The sequence below is a fragment of the Candidatus Hydrogenedentota bacterium genome (assembly GCA_019637335.1).
Lineage (GTDB): Bacteria > Hydrogenedentota > Hydrogenedentia > Hydrogenedentales > JAEUWI01 > JAEUWI01.
Map to the genome: position 1 here is coordinate 18221 of JAHBVV010000031.1, position 22284 is coordinate 40504.

15 protein-coding genes are annotated in these 22284 nt (G+C 63.7%); all 15 read right to left on the reverse strand.

What is annotated here, in order from left to right; all coding sequences use genetic code 11:
- Positions 1-61: 61 nt before the first annotated feature.
- On the reverse strand, positions 62-1306 hold the full coding sequence (gspF, locus tag KF886_23150; protein MBX3180258.1) for a type II secretion system inner membrane protein GspF: 1245 nt from the start codon (positions 1304-1306) through the stop codon (positions 62-64).
- Positions 1307-1321: 15 nt separating this feature from the next.
- Complete coding sequence (tadA, locus tag KF886_23155) at positions 1322-3070, reverse strand: Flp pilus assembly complex ATPase component TadA (GenBank protein ID MBX3180259.1); 1749 nt, start codon at positions 3068-3070, stop codon at positions 1322-1324.
- A complete protein-coding gene (locus KF886_23160) occupies positions 3067-4182 on the reverse strand; it encodes a type IV pilus twitching motility protein PilT (GenBank protein MBX3180260.1) in 1116 nt (371 codons plus the stop codon). The genes tadA (KF886_23155) and KF886_23160 overlap by 4 nt, the downstream gene beginning before the upstream one ends.
- Before the next feature lie 41 nt (positions 4183-4223).
- Entirely contained in the window at positions 4224-6068 is a 1845-nt protein-coding gene (gene tadA / locus KF886_23165; GenBank protein MBX3180261.1) for a Flp pilus assembly complex ATPase component TadA, read from the reverse strand.
- 287 nt (positions 6069-6355) lie between these two features.
- Entirely contained in the window at positions 6356-6880 is a 525-nt protein-coding gene (locus tag KF886_23170) for a hypothetical protein (GenBank protein MBX3180262.1), read from the reverse strand.
- Positions 6867-8324: a pilus assembly protein PilM gene (gene pilM, locus KF886_23175; GenBank protein ID MBX3180263.1), complete on the reverse strand. Its 1458-nt coding sequence runs from the start codon at positions 8322-8324 to the stop codon at positions 6867-6869. Before pilM ends, KF886_23170 begins: the two co-directional genes overlap by 14 nt.
- Positions 8325-8397: 73 nt before the next feature.
- The gene (locus KF886_23180) at positions 8398-9639 is read right to left on the reverse strand and encodes a general secretion pathway protein GspK (GenBank protein MBX3180264.1); all 1242 of its coding nucleotides are present in this window, start codon (positions 9637-9639) and stop codon (positions 8398-8400) included.
- A 240-nt stretch (positions 9640-9879) separates the two neighbouring features.
- Positions 9880-10884 (reverse strand): prepilin-type N-terminal cleavage/methylation domain-containing protein, encoded by a 1005-nt coding sequence (locus KF886_23185; protein MBX3180265.1) that lies wholly within the window; start codon positions 10882-10884, stop codon positions 9880-9882.
- 250 nt (positions 10885-11134) lie between these two features.
- Positions 11135-12088, reverse strand: a complete 954-nt coding sequence (locus tag KF886_23190) for a type II secretion system protein (GenBank protein MBX3180266.1) — start codon at positions 12086-12088, stop codon at positions 11135-11137.
- A 268-nt stretch (positions 12089-12356) separates the two neighbouring features.
- Positions 12357-12773: a type II secretion system major pseudopilin GspG gene (gene gspG / locus KF886_23195; protein ID MBX3180267.1), complete on the reverse strand. Its 417-nt coding sequence runs from the start codon at positions 12771-12773 to the stop codon at positions 12357-12359.
- A gap of 16 nt (positions 12774-12789) precedes the next feature.
- Positions 12790-14019 (reverse strand): type II secretion system inner membrane protein GspF, encoded by a 1230-nt coding sequence (gspF, locus tag KF886_23200; protein ID MBX3180268.1) that lies wholly within the window; start codon positions 14017-14019, stop codon positions 12790-12792.
- A gap of 151 nt (positions 14020-14170) precedes the next feature.
- Positions 14171-15898 carry a type II secretion system ATPase GspE gene (gspE, locus tag KF886_23205; GenBank protein ID MBX3180269.1) on the reverse strand — a complete coding sequence of 576 codons (1728 nt, stop codon included), beginning with the start codon at positions 15896-15898 and terminating at the stop codon, positions 14171-14173.
- Positions 15899-15901: 3 nt separating this feature from the next.
- Entirely contained in the window at positions 15902-18427 is a 2526-nt protein-coding gene (gene gspD / locus KF886_23210; protein MBX3180270.1) for a type II secretion system secretin GspD, read from the reverse strand.
- A 51-nt stretch (positions 18428-18478) separates the two neighbouring features.
- Positions 18479-19402 (reverse strand): hypothetical protein, encoded by a 924-nt coding sequence (locus tag KF886_23215; GenBank protein ID MBX3180271.1) that lies wholly within the window; start codon positions 19400-19402, stop codon positions 18479-18481.
- Positions 19403-19915: 513 nt separating this feature from the next.
- Positions 19916-22270: a hypothetical protein gene (locus KF886_23220; protein ID MBX3180272.1), complete on the reverse strand. Its 2355-nt coding sequence runs from the start codon at positions 22268-22270 to the stop codon at positions 19916-19918.
- Between the last annotated feature and the right edge of the window lie 14 nt (positions 22271-22284).

The window sequence follows — 22284 nt, forward strand, 5'->3', positions numbered from 1 at the left end:
TCGTTTCCTCCCTGACGGCGCCGCCGGCGCCGGCCATGGACTTCATTTAGGCCGACTGTCGTCAGCTGCCCGGGTTATTGATCTGGTCGCCCAGGGTGAAGATCGGCAGGTACAGCGACACCACGATGAAGCCGATGATACCGCCCAGCACCACGATGATGATGGGCTCCATCAGCGTCAGCATGGCCTCGACGGCCACCTCCACTTCCTGGTCATAAATATCGGCCACCTTGTTCAACATGGCGTCGAGCTGGCCGGTCTCTTCGCCGACGTCGATCATATTGACCACCATCGGCGGGAACACCTTGGTTTCGTCGAGCGGCGCCGCGATGGTGTCGCCCTCCTTGATGCTGTCGTGGACCTTGTCGACGGCGTCCTGGATGACGCTGTTGCCGATGGTCTCGCGCGTAATTTTCAGCGCCTGGAGGATCGGCACGCCGGAGGTAATCAGGGTGCCCAGGGTCCGGGCGAAGCGCGCCACGCCCACCTTGGTCACCAGGTCGCCGAGCACCGGGAGTTTCAGGCTCACAATATCGAAGATGCGCTGGATGAACCGTATCTTGAGCAGCAATTTGATCGTGATAATGGTGGAATTGATCACGAGGAGCACGATCCACCACTTGTACACCATGAAATCGCCCGCCGCGATGAGGAAGCGCGTCGGCGCGGGCAGCTGGCCGCCGAGTTCCCCGAATATTTCGGCAAACACGGGCACCACCTTGATAAGCAGGAACGACACGATGGCGGCGGCGATGACGAGCACCGCGATCGGGTATACCATGGCGCCCTTGACGCGGCGCTTGAGCGCTTCGCGGCGTTCCAGGAAGTTCGCCACGCGCTGCAACACGACTTCGAGCTGGCCGCCGACCTCGCCGGCGCGGACCATGTTCACGTAGAGCCGGTCGAACTGCCGGGGGTGCTTCGCGAGCGCCTCGGAGAAGGTGGAGCCAGTCTGGATGTCCTGCGCGCATTCCTTGAGGATATCGCGCAGCTTGCAGGGTTTGAGCTGCGCGATGAGCACGTTGATGCTGCGCAGCAGGGGCAGGCCCGCGTCGATCAGCGTGGAAAGCTGGCGCGTCATCACCACGATTTCCTTGTTCTTCACGCCGCCGAAGTAGAGCTCGTCGATGCCCTTCTTCTCCTTGCGGGCCCGCTTCTCGTCGCGCTTGGTCGCCTCGCGCACCGACGTCGGGTAGAGCCCCAGCGTGCGCACGTCGTTGATCGCCAGCGCCTTGCTGTCCGACTGCACTACGCCGAATACCTGCTTGCCTTCCTTGTTCAAGGCCTTGTAGGCGTACTTGGGCATGGGGGTTCTCCTGGCTTACTCTTTGTAGCTGTCGGTGTGGTAGAGCACTTCGGCGGCGCTGGTGATGCCCTGGGCCGCCTTCAGGAGGCCGGCTTCGCGCAGCGTCATCATGCCCAGGTGCTTGCGGGCGTAGTCGCGGATGTCCATGGCCATGGCGCGCTCGATCACCAGGTCCCGGATGTTTTCATCCACCGTAATCATCTCGTACAGGCCGGTGCGGCCGTTGTAGCCGGTGTACTCGCAGTTCACGCAGCCCTTGGGCTTCACCAGCTGGAACTTCGGGTCGTCCCGCCAGTTCTTGGGGATGTCGAGCTCGTCCATTTCCTTCGGATCGGGCTTGTAGGTCTCGCGGCAGAAGCGGCAGACCTTCCGGCAGAGCCGCTGCGCGAGCACCGCTTCCAGCGACGCCGTGATCAGGAAGGGCTCCACGTCCATGTCGAGCAGGCGCGTGATGGTCTCGGGCGCGCTGTTGGTGTGGAGCGTGCTCAGCACCAGGTGGCCCGTGAGGGAGGCCTCGACCGCGATCTGCGCGGTCTCCAGGTCGCGGATCTCGCCCACCATCACGATGTCGGGGTCCTGGCGCAGAATCGAGCGAAGGCAGCGCGCGAAGGTCAGGCCCACGTCCTCGTTTACGTTGCACTGGATCAGGCGATCAATCTGGAATTCGACCGGGTCTTCCGTGGTGATGATCTTCACGTCGGGCTGGTTGAGGATGTTCAGGCAGGCGTAGAGCGTGGTCGTCTTGCCCGAACCCGTCGGCCCGGTCACCAGCATGATGCCGTTGGGCTTGTGGATGACTTCGTCGATCTTGTGGAACACGTCTTTCGGGAAGCCGAGGGCGAAGAGGTCGTGCTTGACGGCGTTCCGGTCCAGGATACGCATGACGACGCTTTCGCCGTAGAGGGTCGGCAGCGTGGAAACGCGGATGTCGATGATGGTGTCGCCAACCTTCAGCTCGATGCGGTTATCCTGGGGGAGGCGCCGCTCGCTGATGTCCATGTTGCAGATGACCTTGATGCGCGAGGTCAGCGCGAGCGCGAGCTGCTTGGGCGGGCTCACGATCTCGAGCAGGATCCCGTCCACGCGCACGCGGATGCGGAAGGTATCCTCGTACACCTCGAAGTGAATATCGGAGGCGCGCTTGAGCACGGCCTCCAGGAACACGAGGTTCACGATCTTGATCACTTCGGGCTGCTGGGCCAGCTCCACCAGGTTGTCGACGTCGCCCTGGACTTCCTGGATCTTCTGCTCTTCCAGGCTCAGCTCCGCCGTGCCAACGCGCTCCTGCAGGTCCAGCAGCATTTCGTGGAGCGATTCGCCCTCGAAGCTGTAGTTGTTCTTCCAGGCGTTGGAAACGTCCTGCTGGTTGCTGACCGCGCCCTGCACCTCGAGGCCGGTGATCTGCTGGAGGTCGTCGAGCACCTGGAGGTTCAGCGGATCCGCCATCGCCACGATCAGCCGGCCGTTGGCCTTGCGGATCGGGATAATATTGTAGAACTTGGCGACGTCCGGCGTGACGGTGCGGATGACCTCCTCGCTGATCTTCAGTTTGGAGAGGTCGACGCGCTCCATGCCGGACTGCACGCCGAGGGACTCGATGATGTCCTGCTCCTCGCACAGGCCCATCGTCACCAGCACGCGCCCGAGCATGTCGCCCGTCAGGCGCTGGCGCTGGAGCGCCTCGTCCAGCTGGAGCGGGCTGATTACGCCCTGCTCGACCAGGATGTCACCGAGCTGTTTTTCGCGGCTTCCGAGTGTGCTCATGATCCCTTACCCGCCGCCGGTGCGACCGGTGCGGGCCCTCCTTCGAGCCCGAGGGCCCGGGCGTTGACTTCGAACTCGTCGCGGTACTGCGCCCTGGAAGCGCAATCCTCGTACTTGCAGATCCCCTTGCGGTAAAGCGCCAGAAGGTGCTCGTCGAGAAGGTTCATGCCGTACTTGTGGCCGGTCTGGATGGCCGACGTGATACGGTAGGTCTTGTTTTCGCGGATCAGGTTCTGGATGGCGGGCGTCGTGATCATGATTTCGAACGCGGCCACGCGGCCGAACCCGCTCTTGCGCGGCACCAGCGACTGCGATATCACCGCCTTGAGGTTGCCCGCGAGCTGCGTCCGGATCTGCTCCTGCTGGTTGGTCGGGAAGGCGTCCACCAGCCGGTCCACCGTGCGCACCGCGCCGGTCGTGTGCAGGGTGCCGAACACCAGGTGGCCGGTTTCCGCCGCGGTCACCGCCGCCTCGATCGTTTCGAGGTCGCGCATTTCGCCCACGAGAATCACGTCCGGGTCCATGCGCAGCGCGCGCCGGAGCGCCTCGGAGAAGGTGGGCACGTCGACGCCCACCTCGCGCTGCGTGATGATGCTCTTCTTGTGGTAGTGGTAGTACTCGATCGGGTCCTCGATCGTGATGATGTGGTGGTCGTACGTGATGTTGATCCAGTCGATCATCGTCGCGAGGCTGGTCGATTTACCGGAACCCGTCGGGCCGGTGACCAGAATGAGACCGCGCGGCTGGGAGATAATCTCCTTGAGCCCCATGGGCAGCCCGATTTCCTCGAAGGTCAGGAGCGTGCGCGGGATCAGGCGCAACACCATGCCCACATAGCCGCGCTGCTTGAAGACGGAGACGCGGAACCGGGCCACGTCCTCAAACGCGAAACCGAAGTCCGTCCCCCCGACCTCCTGCAGCTCCTGCTGGTTGTCCACCGACGCGATGCTTTTCATCAGACTCTCGGTGTCTTCGGCCGTCAGCGGGTTGTCCCCGAAAAACTGCATGTGCCCGTGCACGCGGCCGGCCGGCGGGTCGTCGACCGCAATGTGCAGGTCGGAACCGTCCCGGTCGATCAGCATCCGGAGCAAACTCACCATCTCGTAGGCCATGTATATCTTCTCCCAGGTGGGCCTTTCTATCTATCAGGGGACTAATCCGGCCGAACGACCTTCTTGAGGGGATCGTCCAGGCGGGTTCTGCGGTTTACTTCTTCGAGGGTCGTGATGCCGTTGAGCGCCTTCTTCCAGGCGTCCTCGCGCATCGTCACCATGCCCGACTCGCGGGCCGCGCGCTTGATGTTCGTCGCGGTCTCGCTCTTCATGAGCAGCTGCCGGATGCGATCGTTCGTCACCAGCAGCTCGTACACGCCGAGACGCCCCGCGTGGCCGGTGTCGTTGCAGTTGTCGCACCCCTTGCCGTGGAACAGCTCCACCTCCTCCATATTCACCGGGAAGCCCAGGCGGCCGATCTCGGTCAGATCGGGCTCGCAGCGCTCCTTGCAGTTCGTGCAGATCGTCCGCACGAGGCGCTGCGCCAGAATAGCGCGCACGCCCGACGCCACGAGGTAGGCCTTGATCCCGATATCGATAAGACGGGTGAACGAACTGGCGGTGTCGTTCGTGTGCAGCGTGGAGAACACCAGGTGGCCGGTGAGGGCCGCCTTGATCGCGATTTCGGCGGTCTCGCTATCGCGGATTTCGCCCACCATCACGATGTCCGGGTCCTGGCGGAAAATGGCGCGCAGCGCGCGCGTGAAGTCGAAGCTGATTTCGTGGTGGATCTGCACCTGGTTGATGCCGGCGAGCTGGTATTCGACCGGGTCCTCCACCGTGATGATCTTCACGTCGGGCTTGTTCAGGTTGTGCAGGGAGGCGTAGAGCGAGGTCGTCTTGCCGGAACCCGTCGGGCCGGTGACCAGGATAACGCCGGTGCTCAGCCCCAGGAGCTGCTCCCAGCGGCGCTGGTGCTCCGGCGAAAAGCCCAGCTGGCCCAGGCCGAGCAGCAAACCGCTCTTGTCCAGGATACGCATGACCACGCTCTCGCCGTAGTAGGCCGGAAGCGCGCTCACGCGCAAGTCCACCATCTTTCCCCCCATCATCATCTTAATGCGCCCGTCCTGCGGCACGCGCTTTTCGGTAATGTCCATGCCGGACATGATCTTCAAGCGCGAAATAATGGAGGCCTGCGCGCGCTTGGGCGGCGGGGGCATCAGCTGCATCACGCCGTCGATGCGGTAGCGCACCTTCACGTCCGTCTTGGACGGCTCGATGTGAATATCGCTCGCGCGCAGCCGGAACGCTTCCAGGATGAGCTGGTTGACGTAGCGCATGACCGGGCTATTGTCGTCCGCGTCCTCCGCCTCGTCCGTCCCCGCCGCGAACCCATCCTTGTCGATGGAGTCCATCCCGATGCTGCTCATGCTGATGTCGCTGGCGCTCATGCTGCCCAGGCTGCTCATCGACGAATCCAGCGAGCTCAGGTTTGACATGGTGCTCAGCGTGCTCATGCTGCTCGCCGAACTCACCGACGACAACATGGTCTCCACCGTGTTTTCCTGGAGGCCGTAGCACTTGTTCAACGCGACGCCGATTTCCTCGTTGGTCGCCAGCACCGGATCCACGTCGCGGTCCAGCAGGCGGCGGAGGTTGTCGAGGTTGTTGATGTTGGTGGGGTCGGCGGTCGCGATCACAATGGTGTTGCCGCGCTCTTCAATCGGAACAACGCGGTAGAGCGTTGCGATGCCGCCGTCGATCAGGCTGCGGATGCGTTCGGGGATCTCGCGATCGGCGAGCTTTACAATGGGGATGCCCAGCTGATCGGCCAGGCCTTCGGTGACGTGGTGCTTGCTGATGTAGTTGAGGCGCACCAGAATCTCACCGATCTTTCGGTGAGCCATGGTCGTCTGCTGCTTGTGAATGGCCTCGTCAAGCTGCTGTTGCTTGATAATGCCCTTTTCCACCAGGCGCTGGCCAAAGAGGGTGTACGTGGTTTGCATGGTGACACCTCATCGCTGTTCACACACTAGAACTTTACCAGAGAAGGCTGATCTTGTCAATGTAAATACTGAGAGTAATTACTGATATAATTGGACTTACGGCATTTTTTGTCAAGTAATTACCTCGGTGAGCCAACAAGAATTGACCGGGAACCCGCCCCAATTCAAGACACCCGCGCACCTGTTGACCCAAGTTCCCATGGATTCACTTCGAGCTTGGCCCGCATCCCATTGTCACTTATCACTGACCTAATGTCAAGAGGACCGTGACCGGCAATCGGACGCGGTCAAACCTTTACGCTGACAAAAGTGATATCGCACTCCAGGCCCTGCTCCCGCAACATGGGCCGGATTTCCATCCTGTAGACCGCCACCAGGCTGTTGCTGCCGCGAACTTTGTGCAGCAGATCCGTCAATTCCTCGAGCGAAACCCCGGCCAGTTTGAGATCGACCAGGGGATGGTTCTCCGAGAGGCCGCGGGGGCGCCGGCCATTCTCGAGGCGCGCCCGATCGCTCAGGCCGGTTTCGGTGACCATGCGGTTAATGAAGGGAAACAGGTCAAAGCGCGGATCGCGGGCATTGAGGACGCGGAGCAGCTCTTCCTGGCTTTCGACCCGCAATTCCTCCTCGGCCTTCTGGAGCCGCGCCAGTTGCAGGTCCTGCTGCGCCTGCGCGAACTGTTGCCGCGCCTGCTGGTGGCGGCTGCCCCAGTTTTTGGGCACGTAAAACAACATGAACACGGCGAGCAGCAGAAAAAGAGCCGCGAAGAACAGCGTGCCCCGCTCGCGCCGGTCGAGATCATTCATTCCCATCGGAAGCCTCCCCCGTCCTGCGGAACGCGCGGATGCCGAACGTCACCTCGCTCCCCTCGGCCGACTGCCGGAAATTCGGGTCCACCGCGAAGACCGCCGACTGGGCAAGCGCGTCCTTCACGACGCCCACGTTCTCCGCGTTCGTCGTCTTGCCTTCAATGAGCACCCACCCGCTCTGCATTTCGGGTGGCTGGAGCTTCACGGACGTCACCAGCACCGCGGACTCGGGCATCCGGGCGCTGATGTCCGCGAGGATATCGAGCACGGGCGGGTCGCGGAACAGGTTCACATCCACATTCTCGCCCAGGCCCTTGCCGGCAAGCTCTTCGATTTCCTTTCGAAGCTGATCGATTTCCAGCTGGATCTGCGCCGTCTGGGCCTTGAAGTGGTTCACTTCGAAATAGTAGTAGAGGCCCCACAGCAGCAGGGCGACCAGCGCGAAACCGGATGAGTACACCACGTGGGGCGCGACGTCCCGAAGCAGCCGCGCCGGGGAGCGCCCGGACGGATTGAAATTCAACGCGAGCACGCCGCCCGCGCCCGCAAAGGCCGCGCCGGCCGCCGCCTCCCACGCGTTGGGGCCGCACGAGGCGGGGTCCGCCTCCAGGGCGCGCGCGCCGCCCGCGATCTCCCGCAGCATCACGCGGGATCGCACCGGCAGGCGCAGGGCCTCGGAGAACACATCGGCCTCCGCCGGCGAAAGCTCGATCCCGGTCACGTCCAGCGCCGCGATCTCGCCGCCCGCGCGCCACTTGGCGAGGAAGGCGCGCAGCGTGTTCTGCACTTCCCGCGCCACCGCCCCGGGCGAGCTGGCCAAGGCCTCCGCCCCGGCGCCCAGGCTCCGGAAGTAGGCGATAGTTCCATTGAAGACCACGGCCAGGCTCGCGCTCTGCCCGCGAACGTGCAGCACGGCCTCCAGGCCCTTCTGCGCCTTCCGCCCGGCCTGCCACAGGCCCGTCAGGGCCACGGCGTCCAGGTTGACCGCCTCCACCTCGACGCCGGCGGCCGCCACAATGGCCAGCTGCTCGTCGAGGTGGTTCCGGCGCACGCCCACCGCCAGCACCTCCGTCTCCCCGTCCACTTCGGCCACCAGGTTGAAATCCAGCAGCAGCTCGTCGATGGGAATGGCCAGGTGCGGCTCCAGTTCAAAACGCGCGGCGGCCAGCACCCGCTTACGCCCGCGCATCGGTATCGTAATCGACCGCACCACGCTGTGCATCGCGTTGGCGCACAGGATAAACACGGCGGGCGTGTGTTTGAGGCTGTCCACCGCCTCGCCCAGCGCCTGCGCCAGCGCGGCGATCCGGTCCTCCGGATCGGCGAACTGGGCGGTACGCTCCCGCACCTCCAACAGCACGGGCTTTCGCCCGCCCGTCTTGACCACCGCCACCCGGACCGTGTGGCCCACGATCTCGATGGCGCCCAACTTTGCACTCAACAGCATGCGCTACTCCAGCGTCCGCGCGCCCGCACCGAGCGGGGCGCACCAGCCCACCCGCCGCGGCGGGTAAAGCCCGTTATTGTATAACTTTCCACGAAAGAATGCGATAGAACTCCTGCGGCAGCTCCAGGCCGCTGTACACGGGGTTCTGGAACGGAAGCGCCTCGTTGCCGCCCGGCCAGTCCAGCGTGCCCGGATCCTGCGGCACGCGCAGGACATAGGCCTCGTTGCGGATGAGGATGTCGTCCAGCATGGCGTCCCCATGGATCCGAAAGATGTGGCTGTGCACCGTGAAAATCTGGCGCAACACCTCGCGTTCGGCGGCAACCTGCGCGGCCTCCAGGTCCTGCGCCCCCCCGCGCGGGCGGCGGCTTTCCGCCACCGCGAGTTCCACGTGCGTCACGTAGCCGGCCAGGTCGTCCACATTCTGGTAGGCGCCCAGCTCCTCCTGAACGCTCAGCATGTCCTGGATCATCTGCTCGAAGTTGATATCCTCGGCCATGCCCGCCTCCACCCAGCCAAGACAATAGGCCTCCAGCGCGTCGCTCACGCCCGAATCCAGATCGATGTAAACCGTGTTGGGGTTGATGCGGCCGATCCAGTCGCCGTGCACGGTGAGGAACTCCGTCACGGGAAGCTGCGGCGGATCCACATCCCGCGCGCCGAAAAACAGGGCCGGGCTCATCCCCTTAATCAACAGCAGCTCGTCGATCGAGTCCATCGGGCCGTTCTTGCAGGAATAGGGCGTCTCCGCCGCCTGGTAGAACGCCGTCTCCGCGCCGTTGCCGTCAATTTCGTCGTCCTCGTCGAGCCAGTCGATGATGGCGTCCACCAGCGCCTCGGCGTCCACGTTCTGGCCCCCGGTGGTGGCCCGCTGCTGAAAAAAGAGTATGAGAGCCTGACGCACTTGTTCGCGTACGAATTTCTCGCCCGTGCTGTAGTCCACCAGGGCGTTCAGATTGATTTTCCCGAACTCGTCCGAGATGGTCGCGCGCATCACGGCGTCGTTCAGCGGCTCGAACTCGCCCGGCAGCGCCCACGAACTCAAGCGGCTGTCCGCCGGGCTGGCCGATCCGTCGGCGGCGCCCAGCTCCGATTGCAGGCGGTCCGTCTCCAGCACGCTCAAGCCCTTGTATACCGCCGATCGCGCGGCGAGGCGCGCCTGAAAATCATTCCCGCTGTTCAGCGAATACGAGGCCTCCACCTGCGCTTCATACGCAAACTCCACGACCAGCACCGTGAGCAGCACGACAAACAGCAGCGTCAAAATCAGCGCGACGCCTTCATTCCGCTTCCGTGTCGTTGCTACCCTTCGCATCCCATACCTTTCAATACAGCCAACACATCTTCACCCTTCACCCTTCACCCTCCACCCTTCACCCTCCACCCTCCACCCTTCACCCTTCACCCTTCACCCTTCACCCTCCACCCTTCACCCTTCACCCTTCACCCTCCACCCTCCACCCTCCACCCTCCACCCTCCACCCTTCACCCTTCACCCTTCACCCTCCACCCTCCACCCTCCACCCTTCTCCCTTCTCCCTTCTCCCTTCTCCCTTCACCCTTCACCCGCCGCTTCCGCCGCCTGATCGGTGCTCCGGTAGTGGTTCGGGTCGAGAAACTCGCCCAGGACTCCCGAGCCCGCCGGCAGTATCGCCACCATCTCCAAATCGAAATCCCGTGTGGGATCGACCCCCGCGGCGCGATCGGCCTCCAGTTGAGACTTCGTTTTCGCCAGATTGATCTGGATCCGTACGGCCCACGGCAGGAATCCCAGTTCGTCGGAATTCCATTCGGGCGTCCACTCTTCCGCCAGCCCGTCGTAGTACTCCACATTAAAGGAGCGGATCGGGATTTCCCGCTCCCATACGCCCTCCTCCGAATCCTGGCGCAGCTCGGCGGCCGGAAAGAGCTCGTCCCCGCCGGCCAGAAGCACCAGCGGCTTTTCCGTAATGAACAGGGTGGTCCCCTCCTGCTCCTCGCGCTCCACGCCATCAAACGTGCGAAACAGGCCCTCGCCCTCGCCGCTGCCGTCGTCGATATAATATTCGACCAGCTTCACGATACCGGGCAGCGACTTCGCCCCGGACAACGGCAGGGAGGTCGCGAAACGCAGGGTGTCGGCATCGCCGAAGGGGCCCGATCCATCCTCCCCTATCAGGGCGTATTCCCCGTCCGGCTTGGCGCTGATGGAAGCCAGATCATCGCGAAGCTGGTTCCACAGAAACTGCCGCAAGCGCAGGCTCTCCGAAGCCTCCCGAGCGATCTCCGCGGTGGTCGCGACCGACGCAAAGCACACGTACACCCCGCCAACAAGCACAACGAGGATCGTCATCGCGACCATGATCTCGATGAGCGTGAAGCCCGCCTGGGCGCGGCGATATGACCGGGCGCGGTTCACCGCTGAACTCCCTCTCCCAGCACTTCCGTACTGCTGGTGTGGAACACGTAAAACGTCACCGTTTCCTCGTGGCCGTCCGGGCCGCGAAGCATGGCGTTGACCTGGTAGTACGGGATCGGCGTCTCGTCCGAGGCGCCCGTGGGCGTACCCTCGAAACTCCATGTGTACCCCGCGTATGCGCCCTCGAAATCGCCCGACTCCGAAAGCGTGCCGCTGAGCACCTTGAATTCCGCGTCGCTGACCACGCGCTCGATGAGCTGGCGCCGCTCCACGGTCGCGGCCATCTCCTCGTGCAGGCGAAGCGCGCTGTAGTGCGTGTTGAGCAGGATAAACAGCGCACCCCCGAGTATCCCGACCGCCGCGAGCACCTCGACCAGCGTGAAGCCCCCGCGTTGTTGCAGTTCCGGGCGCATTATTTGCCGTACTCCAGGCCCTGGACCATGCGCGTCCGCGCCTGGACTGGATCCCAGATCACGGTATACGCATCGTCGCCGTTTTCGATGTGAAAGGCCACGTGCTGCGACAGGCCCAGCACGCTGAACTCGATTTCCGCCACGCCCCGCGTCAAATACTCCCCATCGATCTCCACGCCGGTAATCCGGGCATCGCCGCGCGGGCGCATGCGCCGCAGCACCGGGTCCGCCAGCTCCTCCTCTTCCGGCTCCTCCGCATCCAGAACGAAGGTGTTCTCCTCCCCCAGGATATTGCCGGCATCCGCGAGAAAGTCCGCGTTATGCTTGACGTTCGCCGCGCGCGCCTCCAGCGCCTTGCGCGTAAAGGCATTGAAGCGATCGTCCATCTGGTAGCCCGCCAGGTCCAGGTCAAACTCCTTGTCGCCCCCCAGCAGGCTGCTCAGCTCCCCGCCCTGCAACATCTTCTCCGCAAGATCGGCCTTGGAGCGGATCCCCTGATCGCGTAGCGCGGCGAACTTCGCCAGCTGATCCGGCTCTTCCGCGAGCGCCTTTTCCTCGTCAGTCTCCGGGTAGATCCAGTGGACGGCGAACATCTCCTGGGCATCCAGATCGACCCGCACCACCACGCGCTCGCGCAACAGCGCGGAATGCGCCATCGCGCCCTGGCCGTAGCCCGCCACATGGCGCGCCGTGCCTTCCAGTTCGCTGAACGCGATCACGGGGATGAGACGCGGCACGGCGATCGCCGCGATCACGCCAATCAGAAACACCACCACCGACAGTTCGAGCAGCGTGAATCCGGCGCGCCCCGCCGCGCGGGACGGGCTATGTCGGGGTAATTTCAGCATGGTTCTCAGCCGGGAAGGGAACCGGCGCGGGTCCGCGGCCTCGCTGGTTACGGGTGGAGTTCTGCTATTTCCGATCGGCGAGGACGGGCATGTGTCGATTCCCATTAACACGTTGTAACCCTCACCAAAATCTATGGTACGGGCTTTCAGCCCTGGCCGAATTCTTCCACCATGTACCTGAGCCGTTGGCCCAGGCTGCTATGGGGCGCACCTTCGGTGCTGAAGATGGTTCCGTTTTTTTCAGGGCCGAAGGCCCGATCTATATCAGCATGGGGCAACGCCCCGGGAACAGGGTCAAAACCTGTGAAGGGCTGGAAGCCCGCACCATCGAATGCCCAAACGAATCATCGGCAATATCCAACAGCACCCCTTGTTATTCGCCGCCCATGTCGTCGCTTCGGATGTCGGCATCCACACCCTGGCCGCCGGCCACGCCGTCCGCGCCATAGGACATGATCACGTACTTGCTGGACCCTTCAATCGTGTACACGTAGGGATTGCCCCAGGGATCCGTGGGGATCGATTTCGCGTTTAAGATGGAATCCCCGCTCGGCGGGTTAACCAGGCCGTCAAGCGTTTCCGGGAACTTCTTGAATTTAATCTTGTAGGCCGTCAGCGCGGTGTCAAACTGCTTGATCTGCGCCTTGGCCGCCGCGATATTGCCTTCGTCCACGGATCCGAGCACGTTGTAGCCCACGATCGCCGCGAGCACCGCGATAATCGATATCACCACCATCAGCTCCACCAGCGTAAAGCCCGCATTCCCGCGCCGTTGCCGTTTCTTTTTCATTGTTTTCTTGCTCCTCTTACAGGTTCTGGCTCATATTCAATATGGGCAGCAGGATGGAAATCACCAGGAAGCCGACAAAGACCCCCATCACAATAATTATAACAGGCTCGATCAGGCCCACCACCGCGTCAATCGTCAAACGGACGTCCTCGTCGTAGGTGTCCGCCACCTTGATGAGCATCGATTCGATCTCGCCGCTGCGCTGGCCCAGTTCGATCATGTGGATCATCATCGACGGGAACAGCCCCGTCTCGCGGAGGGGCTGGGCCAGGTCGCGGCCCCGGCGCACCCCCGCCTTCACCTCGTCCATGTGCTCTTTGAAATAGGCATTGTCGAGCACGGAATTCACCACTTCCAGGGCCGGCAGCATGGTCAGGCCGCTCTGGAGCATGGTGCCCATGGTTCGCGCAAAACGCGCGCACACCAGCTTGAGGTGCAGGCCGCCGTAGAGCGGGAAGCGCAGCTTGACGCGGTCCCACGTGAGGCGGCCCTTCGGCTGCGAAATCCAGTAGCGCCATAGCGCGAACAGGCCGAAGACCGCGCCAACCATGAGGTACCAGTAGCTCCCCAGAATGTCGCTGCTCGCGATCAGGATCTGCGTGGGGCGGGGCAGCGCGGCTTCCTGGCGCTCGAAGATGAGCGTGATCCGCGGCACGATGAACGTCATCAGGAACACGACCACCGCGATCGCGAAGAGCCCCATGAAGACCGGGTACGCCAGGCTGGACATGAGCTGGCCGCGCAATTTCGCCTGGTGCTCCTGGATGTCCGCCAGCCGGATCAGCACCTCCTCCAGCGTGCCGCTCACTTCGCCCGCGCGAACCATGTTCACGTACAGGTTCGAGAACAGCCGCGGATGCTTCGCCATCGCATCGCCCAGCGACATGCCGCTGTTTACGTGATCGCGAATATCGTAGATCGCCGCCTGAAGCCGCTGCTTGCTTGTCTGCTCCTGCATGGCCGCCAGCGCGTCGACCAGCGGCATGCCCGCCTTCAACAGCACCGCGAACTGCCGCGTAAGCATGGCCAGATCCCGCACGGAAACCCGGCCCCCGCCCCCGCTCCGACCGGCCCCCCCGTCGCCCTTTCGCGACGCCGCCACGCTCGCGCTCTCGGCAATGTCTGTGGGGAACAGCTCCTGATCCCGGAGCTTCTGGCGCGCCTGCGCGGCGTTGTCCGCATCGATCACGCCCTTCGCGGTCTTCCCGGTCGCCTTGGCGATCGCTTTGTATTCGTAGACGGGCATACGCTGTCCTGAATTCCTTTGCCATGGTCTGATGTAATAAACGCTTGCGGCGGGGCGATTTAGGACAGGCCGGAACGGAACGCCGTTCCCTGGGCGTGCGGGCGGCGGCGCACGGGACGCCTGGAACGAGGCCCGGGCGCGGGCGCGCCCTTCAGTCCATGAACTCTTCTTCCATATCGTTCCGCGTTACGCGAAGGATTTCCTCCGCCGAGGTCAGGCCCTTAATCGCCCGGTTGGCGCCGTCCTCCCGCAAGGTCCGCATCCCGAACTTGCGCGCTTCGCGCTTGATCGCGTTGGAGTCCGCGCCCTGCAACGCCATTTCCTGGATCTTCGGGGTCATGATCAGCAGCTCGAAGATGCCCATGCGCCCGCGGTAACCGCGGTCCGAACACTTCTTGCAACCCACCGCGTGGTAGAGGATTGGGTCGCCGCTAGGCGGCTCGACGCCCAGGTCCGGCCACGTTTCCGGCTCGGGCCGGTAGGGCTGGCGGCATTCGTTGCAGATCCGGCGCACCAGGCGCTGCGCCTGAATCGCGATCGTGGACGACGTCACCAGGAAGGGTTCGATGCCCATATTCACCAGCCGCGTGATGGCGCCGGCGCTGTCGTTTGTGTGCAGCGTCGAAAACACCAGGTGGCCCGTGAGCGACGCCTGGACCGCCATCTCCGCCGTCTCCAGGTCGCGGATTTCGCCCACCAGAATGATGTCCGGGTCCTGGCGCAGGATGCTGCGCAGGCCCGCCGCGAAGGTCAGGCCGATCTTCGGCGCAACCTGAATTTGGCCGATCCCTTCGAGCTGGTACTCGATCGGGTCCTCCACCGTAATAATGTTCTTCTCGGGCGAATTCACCCGCTGGAGCGCCGCATAGAGCGTGGTGGACTTGCCAGAACCCGTGGGGCCCGTCACCAGCACGATCCCGTGCGAGCTGAGGATGATCTTGTCGAGCTGCTTGTTATCGCGCGCCTCCATGCCCAGCTGCTCGAGGCTGAAGAGAAAGCTCCCTTTCTCGAGGATACGCATCACCACGCGCTCGCCGTGCGCAATCGGGATAATCGACACGCGGATGTCGATCTCCTTGCCGCTCAGCCGGATCTTGATGCGTCCGTCCTGTGGAAGCCGGTGCTCCGCGATGTTCAAATCGGCCATGATCTTCACGCGGGAGATTACCGCGGCCTGCTGCCCGCGCGGAACCGTAAACTTCTCGTAGAGCACACCGTCGATGCGGTACCGGACGCGCACCTCGCGCTCGAACGGCTCGATGTGTATGTCCGATGCCCGCTCTTTCACCGCGCCGGTGATCACCAGGTTAATAAGCTTGATGATGGGCGCTTCGTTCGCCAGGTCGAGCAGGTCGCGCTCGGAACCGATGCTCGCAAGGGACTTGTACTCGTCCGAATCGGCCATCGTGATGCTGTCGATCATCTCGGCCGCGTTTTCGCTCTGCTGCTCGAAGTAGCCGTCGATAATCCGCTTGATGTCCGCCTTGGTGCACAGGACCGGGCTCACGTTCCCGTCGAGCAGCAACCGCAGATCGTCCAGCGGAAGCAGGTTGACGGGATCGTTCACCGCGACGAGGTAGCCGCTGCCGTTCTGCTTGTACGGCACCATCGAATACTCGCGGATGAAGGAAATAGGGACCTTGGTCGTCAGCGAGGCGTCCACCTGCTCCGACAGATCCGCCTGGTAGGGGATATCGAACTGCTCCCCGAGCGCGCGCAGCACCTGCTCCTCCTCCACATAACCCAGATCGAGCAGGATCTCGCCCACGCGTTTGGGGCGGATTTTCTGGAGCTCCAGCGCCTCCGCGACCTGTTCCGCATGGACGGCCCCGTTGCGCAGCAAGATCTCGCAGAGTTGCAGGTCGTCGCCGTTGCTCATCAACTACCTCTTCATATCGCCGCGGCGGAAACTGCTCGACTGATCGCTGCCCGTGTCGCGGCCCGTAATGGCCGCGGATTCCTCGAAGGTCGGGCGGTGCGACTTGCGCCGGTCCTGCTTCTTCTTGACTCGCTTGAAGAAGCCCTGTTCAAGGACCTCCTGCAGGTTGGCGTCGTGGTATTCGTTCAGCTTGTACTGCGTAAGGCGCTCCATGTCCACGCTTTCCTTGACAATATGCGGGGTCACCAGCACCACCAGGTTGCTCTTCTGGCGCGTGTCGCGCTTCGATCGGAAAAGCCACCCGACCAGCGGCGCGTCGCCCAGGATGGGCGTCTGGTTCCGGGTCCGGTTCGTCGAATCCCGGATCAGGCCCGCGAGTACCGCCGTCCAACCGTCCTTTACGAGCACCTTGTTCGTGAACAGGGACTTGTTCGTCGTCGGGCCCACGATGTCGGGCGTGCCCACCCGCGGATCCGTGTCCGCAATGTCGGACACTTCGATCTCCACCTCGAGGAGGACATTGTCCCCCTCGCTGATCTGCGGCGTGACCTTGAGCTTCACGCCCACGTCTTCGCGCTGGATCCGCGTGGTGCCAAAGCTGGTGTTGAACCCGTCCACGTTGTTGCCGCCCCCGGTCGTCTGGGGGCGCGAGCTGCCCGTAATGAACGGCACTTCCTTACCCACGGTGATCGACGATTCCTCGTTGTCGATCGTCGTCAGGCTCGGCTGCGAGAGCACCTCCAGGTCCGAGAGCGTCTCCAGCGCCTGAAAAAGTACTGGGACGAACGGTATCTTGAACTCCCGCCCGCCGATGTCCACGCTGATGTCGTCAAAGATACCGGCGCTGAAACCGCCGTTGCCGCCCAGGTTCAGGACGCTGCTCAGGAGGCCCACGCCGGCGGCCTCCGGGCTTGTGAGCGCCGTCGCCAGATCCGTCACGGGCAGGAGCGATGTGTCCGTCAGTCCAAAGCCGTCATTGCCGCCAATCGACGCCGCGTTGACCGCGATATTGAACGAATCGTTGATCGCAACGTCCATGACGCTGGCCTTGACGTACACCTGGCGCTGCGGCACGTCGAGCCGCGCGATATACGCCTCCAGCAGCTTGTAGTCCTGTGGCGAAGCAAGTATCAACAGGGAATTGGTCTGGTCGTACCGCGTAATCTGCACGCGCTGCTCGAACGGCTGCACTTCCGCGGTCTGCGCCGGCGCCCCGCCGCCGCCCCCGCCGCCCCCCGCGCCTTCCTGGCGCCGCGGCGCCGTTCCGATCAGCGGCTGGAGCGCCTGCTCCATCAATTCCGCGTCCGCGTTCAGCAGCTCGTAGATGTGCATTGTGCCCTTCTCGTAGGGCGTCGGAGAATCCAGCCGGATCACCAGGTCGCGCACCCGCTCCATCATGCCCGCCGTCGCCACCACGATGAGCGCGTTAAGGCGCTCGTCCGGCACCATTCGCAACACCTGGGCGTTCGACCCGATGACTTCGGCCGTTTCCGCCCCGGGCACCGTGCGCGTGGTGGTGGGGCGGATCGGGCGCGTGGTGGGCCGGGTCGTGGTCGTGACCCGGGTCGCGGGTTGCGCGCCGCCGGCGCCCGCCTCCGGATCGATCAGCACCTGCTCGAGCTGGGTGGCGATCACTTCCGCACGCGTATACTCCAGGGTAAAAATCTCCATCGCCGTGTCGTTTCCGGGCACATCGGCGAGCTCGATAAACTTAAGCATGCGGCGCAGGCCGTTGGCCGTATCGGTAATGATTAGCGTATTCGTCGGCAGATAGGTGTCAATGGCGGCCGATTTGCTGCCCAGCTTCTGCAGCGCCGTCATGATCTCCGTCGGCTCCGCGTACTTGATCGGCACCACGTGGGTGGAAAACGTATCGTAGCCGGGGGGAATATTGTCGCTCGTGATACCGACGTTCAACGGGGTCTTGGCCGACTGGGGCGCGTCCGGGGTCGGCACGATCTGGATGATGTGTCCGTCGATGTTTTCCACCATCGAGTAGCCGCGGCTGTTCAGCACCGATTCCAGCACCTCGAAGGCCAGCTCCGGCGGCAGCTTGTCGTGCGTGATGATCGTCACCGTCGTCGCCCCGATATTCGGATCGATATCGAAGTTGCGGCCGGTCAGCTTTGCGATATGCTGGATGACGTCGATGAGCGGCTCGTCGTTGTAGTTGAACATGACGTCTTCCGCCGGGATGCTGCCGGGAACCACGTTGGGCGCGCTTGCGGCCGCTGTAAGCTTCGCCCCGGACCCGGCCGTTGGGCGCGCGGGCGGGCGGGCCGTCGGCGGCGTGATGGGCGTCGGGCGCGCCACCCGCGGCCGCGTCGTGGTGGTTGGGGCGCCGGGCCGGGCCGTGCTGCTCGCCGGCGGCTCCCCCACCATGCCGTCCTCGACGTATTCCTCTTCCACCACCACTTCCTCCTCCACGTACTCTTCCTCCGCCACCGGCTCGTCCTGCGCCCAGGCCGCGCCGGGCGCGAACAGCCCCAGCAGAATCACGATGGTGAACGCGATTAAACGCTTCAGCACGGTTAGTCCTTCCCTGTCTCTTTTTCAGCGGCCGCGGGGCCGGGGGATTCCCTAGCGAAAATCGTAGGTAATTATCTTCTGCTTGCCATTCCGCATGATACCGATCCGGAATGAATTGGAACTCTGGTACTTCTGCACCATCTCCATGACCTTTTGCTCGCTGTCGATCTGCTCGTTGTTCACCGTCTGGAGCACGTCGCCATTCTGCAGGCCAAGCTGTTTCGCCAGCGGGATCTCGTCGATCTCCTGCGCCGTAATGCCCGCCACGTTGCCATTGGCGTCCCGGTACAGCTCGGGCTTCACCTTCGTCACCAGGTCGGCGTAGTTGACGTACAGTTCCTGAACAAACGCGCGCTTGTCCAGCTCCACACGCTCGCTCGGCAGCACCGTGGCCGATCGGGTCGCTTGCATCGCGGCGGTGGCCGTGTTTCCGCCGCCCTCCTCGTCGTCCATGCTCAGGCGCTCCCGCTTCGGCGGATTCTCGCGGCTGTTGAGCAGGATTACCCAGCGCTGGTGAATCTCCTCCAGCACCACATCATCCACCACATAGTCCCCAATCCGGAAGAGCTGCCGCATACGGCGCCCGGTATCTTCAATGCTCGCCGTGGCGTACGGGCTGGTGGGAGAGAGGCTCGTCGTGCCCCAGAGCTTCAGCGTCAGCGCCGTTTCTTCCAGCGGACCGGTCTCCACCGGCGCCGGCGGCGGGGCCTCGGCGACGGCTGGCTTCTTGAAGCGCCCGGCGTCCCCGAAGAGCCCGTTTTCCATGAGCACGTTGTAGGCGCTCCGCTCCTTGATCGCCTCCAGCAGGCTCCCGCCGGACGGCGCGGGGGCGGCGACATCCACGGTCGCCGCGCGCGTCACGTTTGGCGTACGCACCATCGCCAGAAGGATCGCGCCAACCCCAAACGCGATGCACCCGATCAGGATCAGGTCCAGCGCCAGGAAGAGTTGCCGTATGATTAGACCTCGTACCATTACCTACCTCGCCGTTATCCGCACCATCGGGAACACCGCTCCGGGGTAGACCGGCGAATGCCGCTTGGAGCGCCGGACGTCCTGTGCCGCAAACTGTTGTAGCAACACAAGTAACGCCGACGCCGCCGGGGGGGTTGACACCGCCGCGCCCCGGCGGGGCTCGCGCATCACCCCGGGCGCCAATCCCTTCTCGGAACGCGGGACTTCCACGCCTGGACGGGCGGCTAGTGTAGCCCATCGTTGCCGGGGATCGCAAAGACGGGCGAGCAGAATCCGCAGAACGTGCGCCACCGAAGAAGCGGGCGGCCGACACCCGGACGCGGCAGCGGGAAACTCGGGCGGCCAGGGGCGCGGGGCGCACGCAACGGGATAGGGCGCGCCACCGCAATCAGAGGCCTCGCTCAGGCGGATCATCGCCCGAACCGGGACGGCCCCGATAAAAATCAATGCACCCGCGCCGGGCGCGGGTGCATTGAACGCAAACTGTGGGGAGATGGTTGCGGCGACAACCGGCTACCGGGCCTGCTCCTTCGCTATGGCGCGAAGCTCGGCCATGTAATCCGTCAGCGAAAGCGTGCTGGGGACCGTTTCGCCCGGCTGCGCCTTCTTCTGCATCTTGGCGCGCAGGTCAAACGGCACGTCCACCGTTTTCTCGCCGGTCTTCCGGTTCAGCTTGACCGGGGTCTTGCCGCCCAGTCCGTTGTGAACGACATAGCCGAAGTTTTCGACATACGTCAGGTAAAGAATCAAGTGCTCGCCCGCGCGGAACTTCGGAAACTCACTGGCCTCGGTGATCCGCCCGTCCAGTTCGCCGCCGAGCTGGCTGAAGGTGACCGTGGACTGCTTGTTGAGCGTGCCCTTGGCCTTGTCTTCGATCTCGATGACGATGTCCGTGAAGATGTGGGAGGAATTTGGGTGGGTGCGCGATGTGGCCGACACCACCGTGCCCGAAATCACGTCGGACGCGCCGGCGACAAGCTGTTCCGTGGTCTGGTAGAGGATCCGCGCGTCCGCCTGCGGCGCCAGCACGGCGGCCAGAATTACCAGGCCGGCCGCGGCGCCGCGGCCCAGGCGCCGGCGGTACAACAGCGCGCCGAGGAATAGCGTACCGCCCAGTAACGACAGCATAAGCATTGCGTTTCGCATGCACCAGTACGCGAAGTCCACCCCGCCGACCGTCATACGGTAGGCAACCGGGCTGTCCAGCATCACGCGCGCAAACGCGGGCGAGATTTTGTAGTACGTATCCACGATAAAGCTCCCGAGCGCCGTCTCCAGCAGGATGCCGTCGCGCACCGACCGGACCGCCTGCGCGCCTTCCATGGCCGTGGTAAGGCCCGGGCCGCCGCCGGCGGCCTTCGCCGCGCCCACCACATTGAGAATACACACATCGTTCGGATCGCCGAACATCGGGTTGCCGCCGACGATGTCTTCAATACTCCGGCCCGTGTCCGCGCTCACCAGCGTACCGCGCTGGAAATCCCAGACCAGCGGCGTGCCAGCGTCCTTGTTCGAGACGTCGATGATGTTCTCCACTTCGTGGAAAACCTCGGAGGGGTAGGTGTTGAAAACGCCGCTACGCCCGCCGATCGCGTCCATCGCTTCGATCGTGCCCGCGATGTCCGAGGGCGGCGCCTGCCGGTCCCATCCCGAACCGTTGAGCGGCACGAGCGTGTACGTGTATGACGCGTTGAACAGGCCCGACTCCGTCTCCATCGTCTTCCACATGCCCGGCAGACGGAAGCGGCCGTCCCGCTCGAAGTTCTCCGGGTGCTCATAGTAGGCCGTCAACGTGCTGAAAACAGGGACCCGCGGCGTGGTTTCGTCGTTGTCCACATCCGCCCAGGCGACGATGTGCCCGCCCGCGATCTGAACCGAAGGAATGCCGGTGCCGGGCCTCGTTTTCGTGCGCGCCTCGCCGCGAAGCTGGAAGAACAGGTCCTGGCTGCCGCGCGGGTACAGCCACGAGATCGCCGAGATATCGTCCGGCGCCAGATCCGACTGTCCCTCGACCAGTGTTCCGCCTTCACCCACCGTGAGGAAGTAGATCGGGAACATGGTCGGCGTAACGCCGATACGGCGGCGCACCCCGCCGATGCTGTGCGACATGGCGTGTACTTCCACCAGGTCGATCGCCGACGACGGATCGCTCGGATCGAGCAGCCGCGGGGACAGGTTGTTCAGGGGCGTGTGGCCCAATCCCAGGAAGTGCCCGAGCTCGTGAACCATCGTTCCTAGCAGGTCGGCCAGCGGCTCTTCGCCCAGCGCCTGCGGCCGGTGCGCGGTGGCCGATATGACGATATCGTTGTCGATAATCGTGCCCGCGCTAACCAGGTAGGACTCGCTGGGCGTGCTGATGATGATATCCTCGCCCGACCACGTGCTCACCTGGTAACCGAGAACACCGCCGGTCGGCGGCTGGATTACCGTGCCAGGCGGATCCGGCACAACGTCCTCGTCCGGCAGTCCATCGCCGTCGAGATCCACCGTGGATTCAACGAACATAACGATGGTGTTCTGGAAGTTGCTGTCGCCGTCGGCGAATACCGGATCCTGGAATACGCCCGCTTCGTAAAATGAAGCGTACGATTGCGGTACCCGCTCCCAAATAGCGAAGGCCTCGCGGATGATGTCGAGCTCGGCGGGGGTGAAGCCGCTCCGGCCGCCTTCCAGCAGCACCTCGATACCCTCATCCTCTGTGATCCGCCCGTCATTGTTGCGGTCGAAATCATTGATGCGGTACGTCCGGTACCGGAGCACGCCGGCCGAATCGTACGCGCCCAGGGGGAAGAAGGCCCATATATCGGGGGCGATCGCCAGGCTGCAGCACAGCATGGCCAAGCCTATGCGTCGTGTACGCGATGTCACGATTCTCTTTCCTT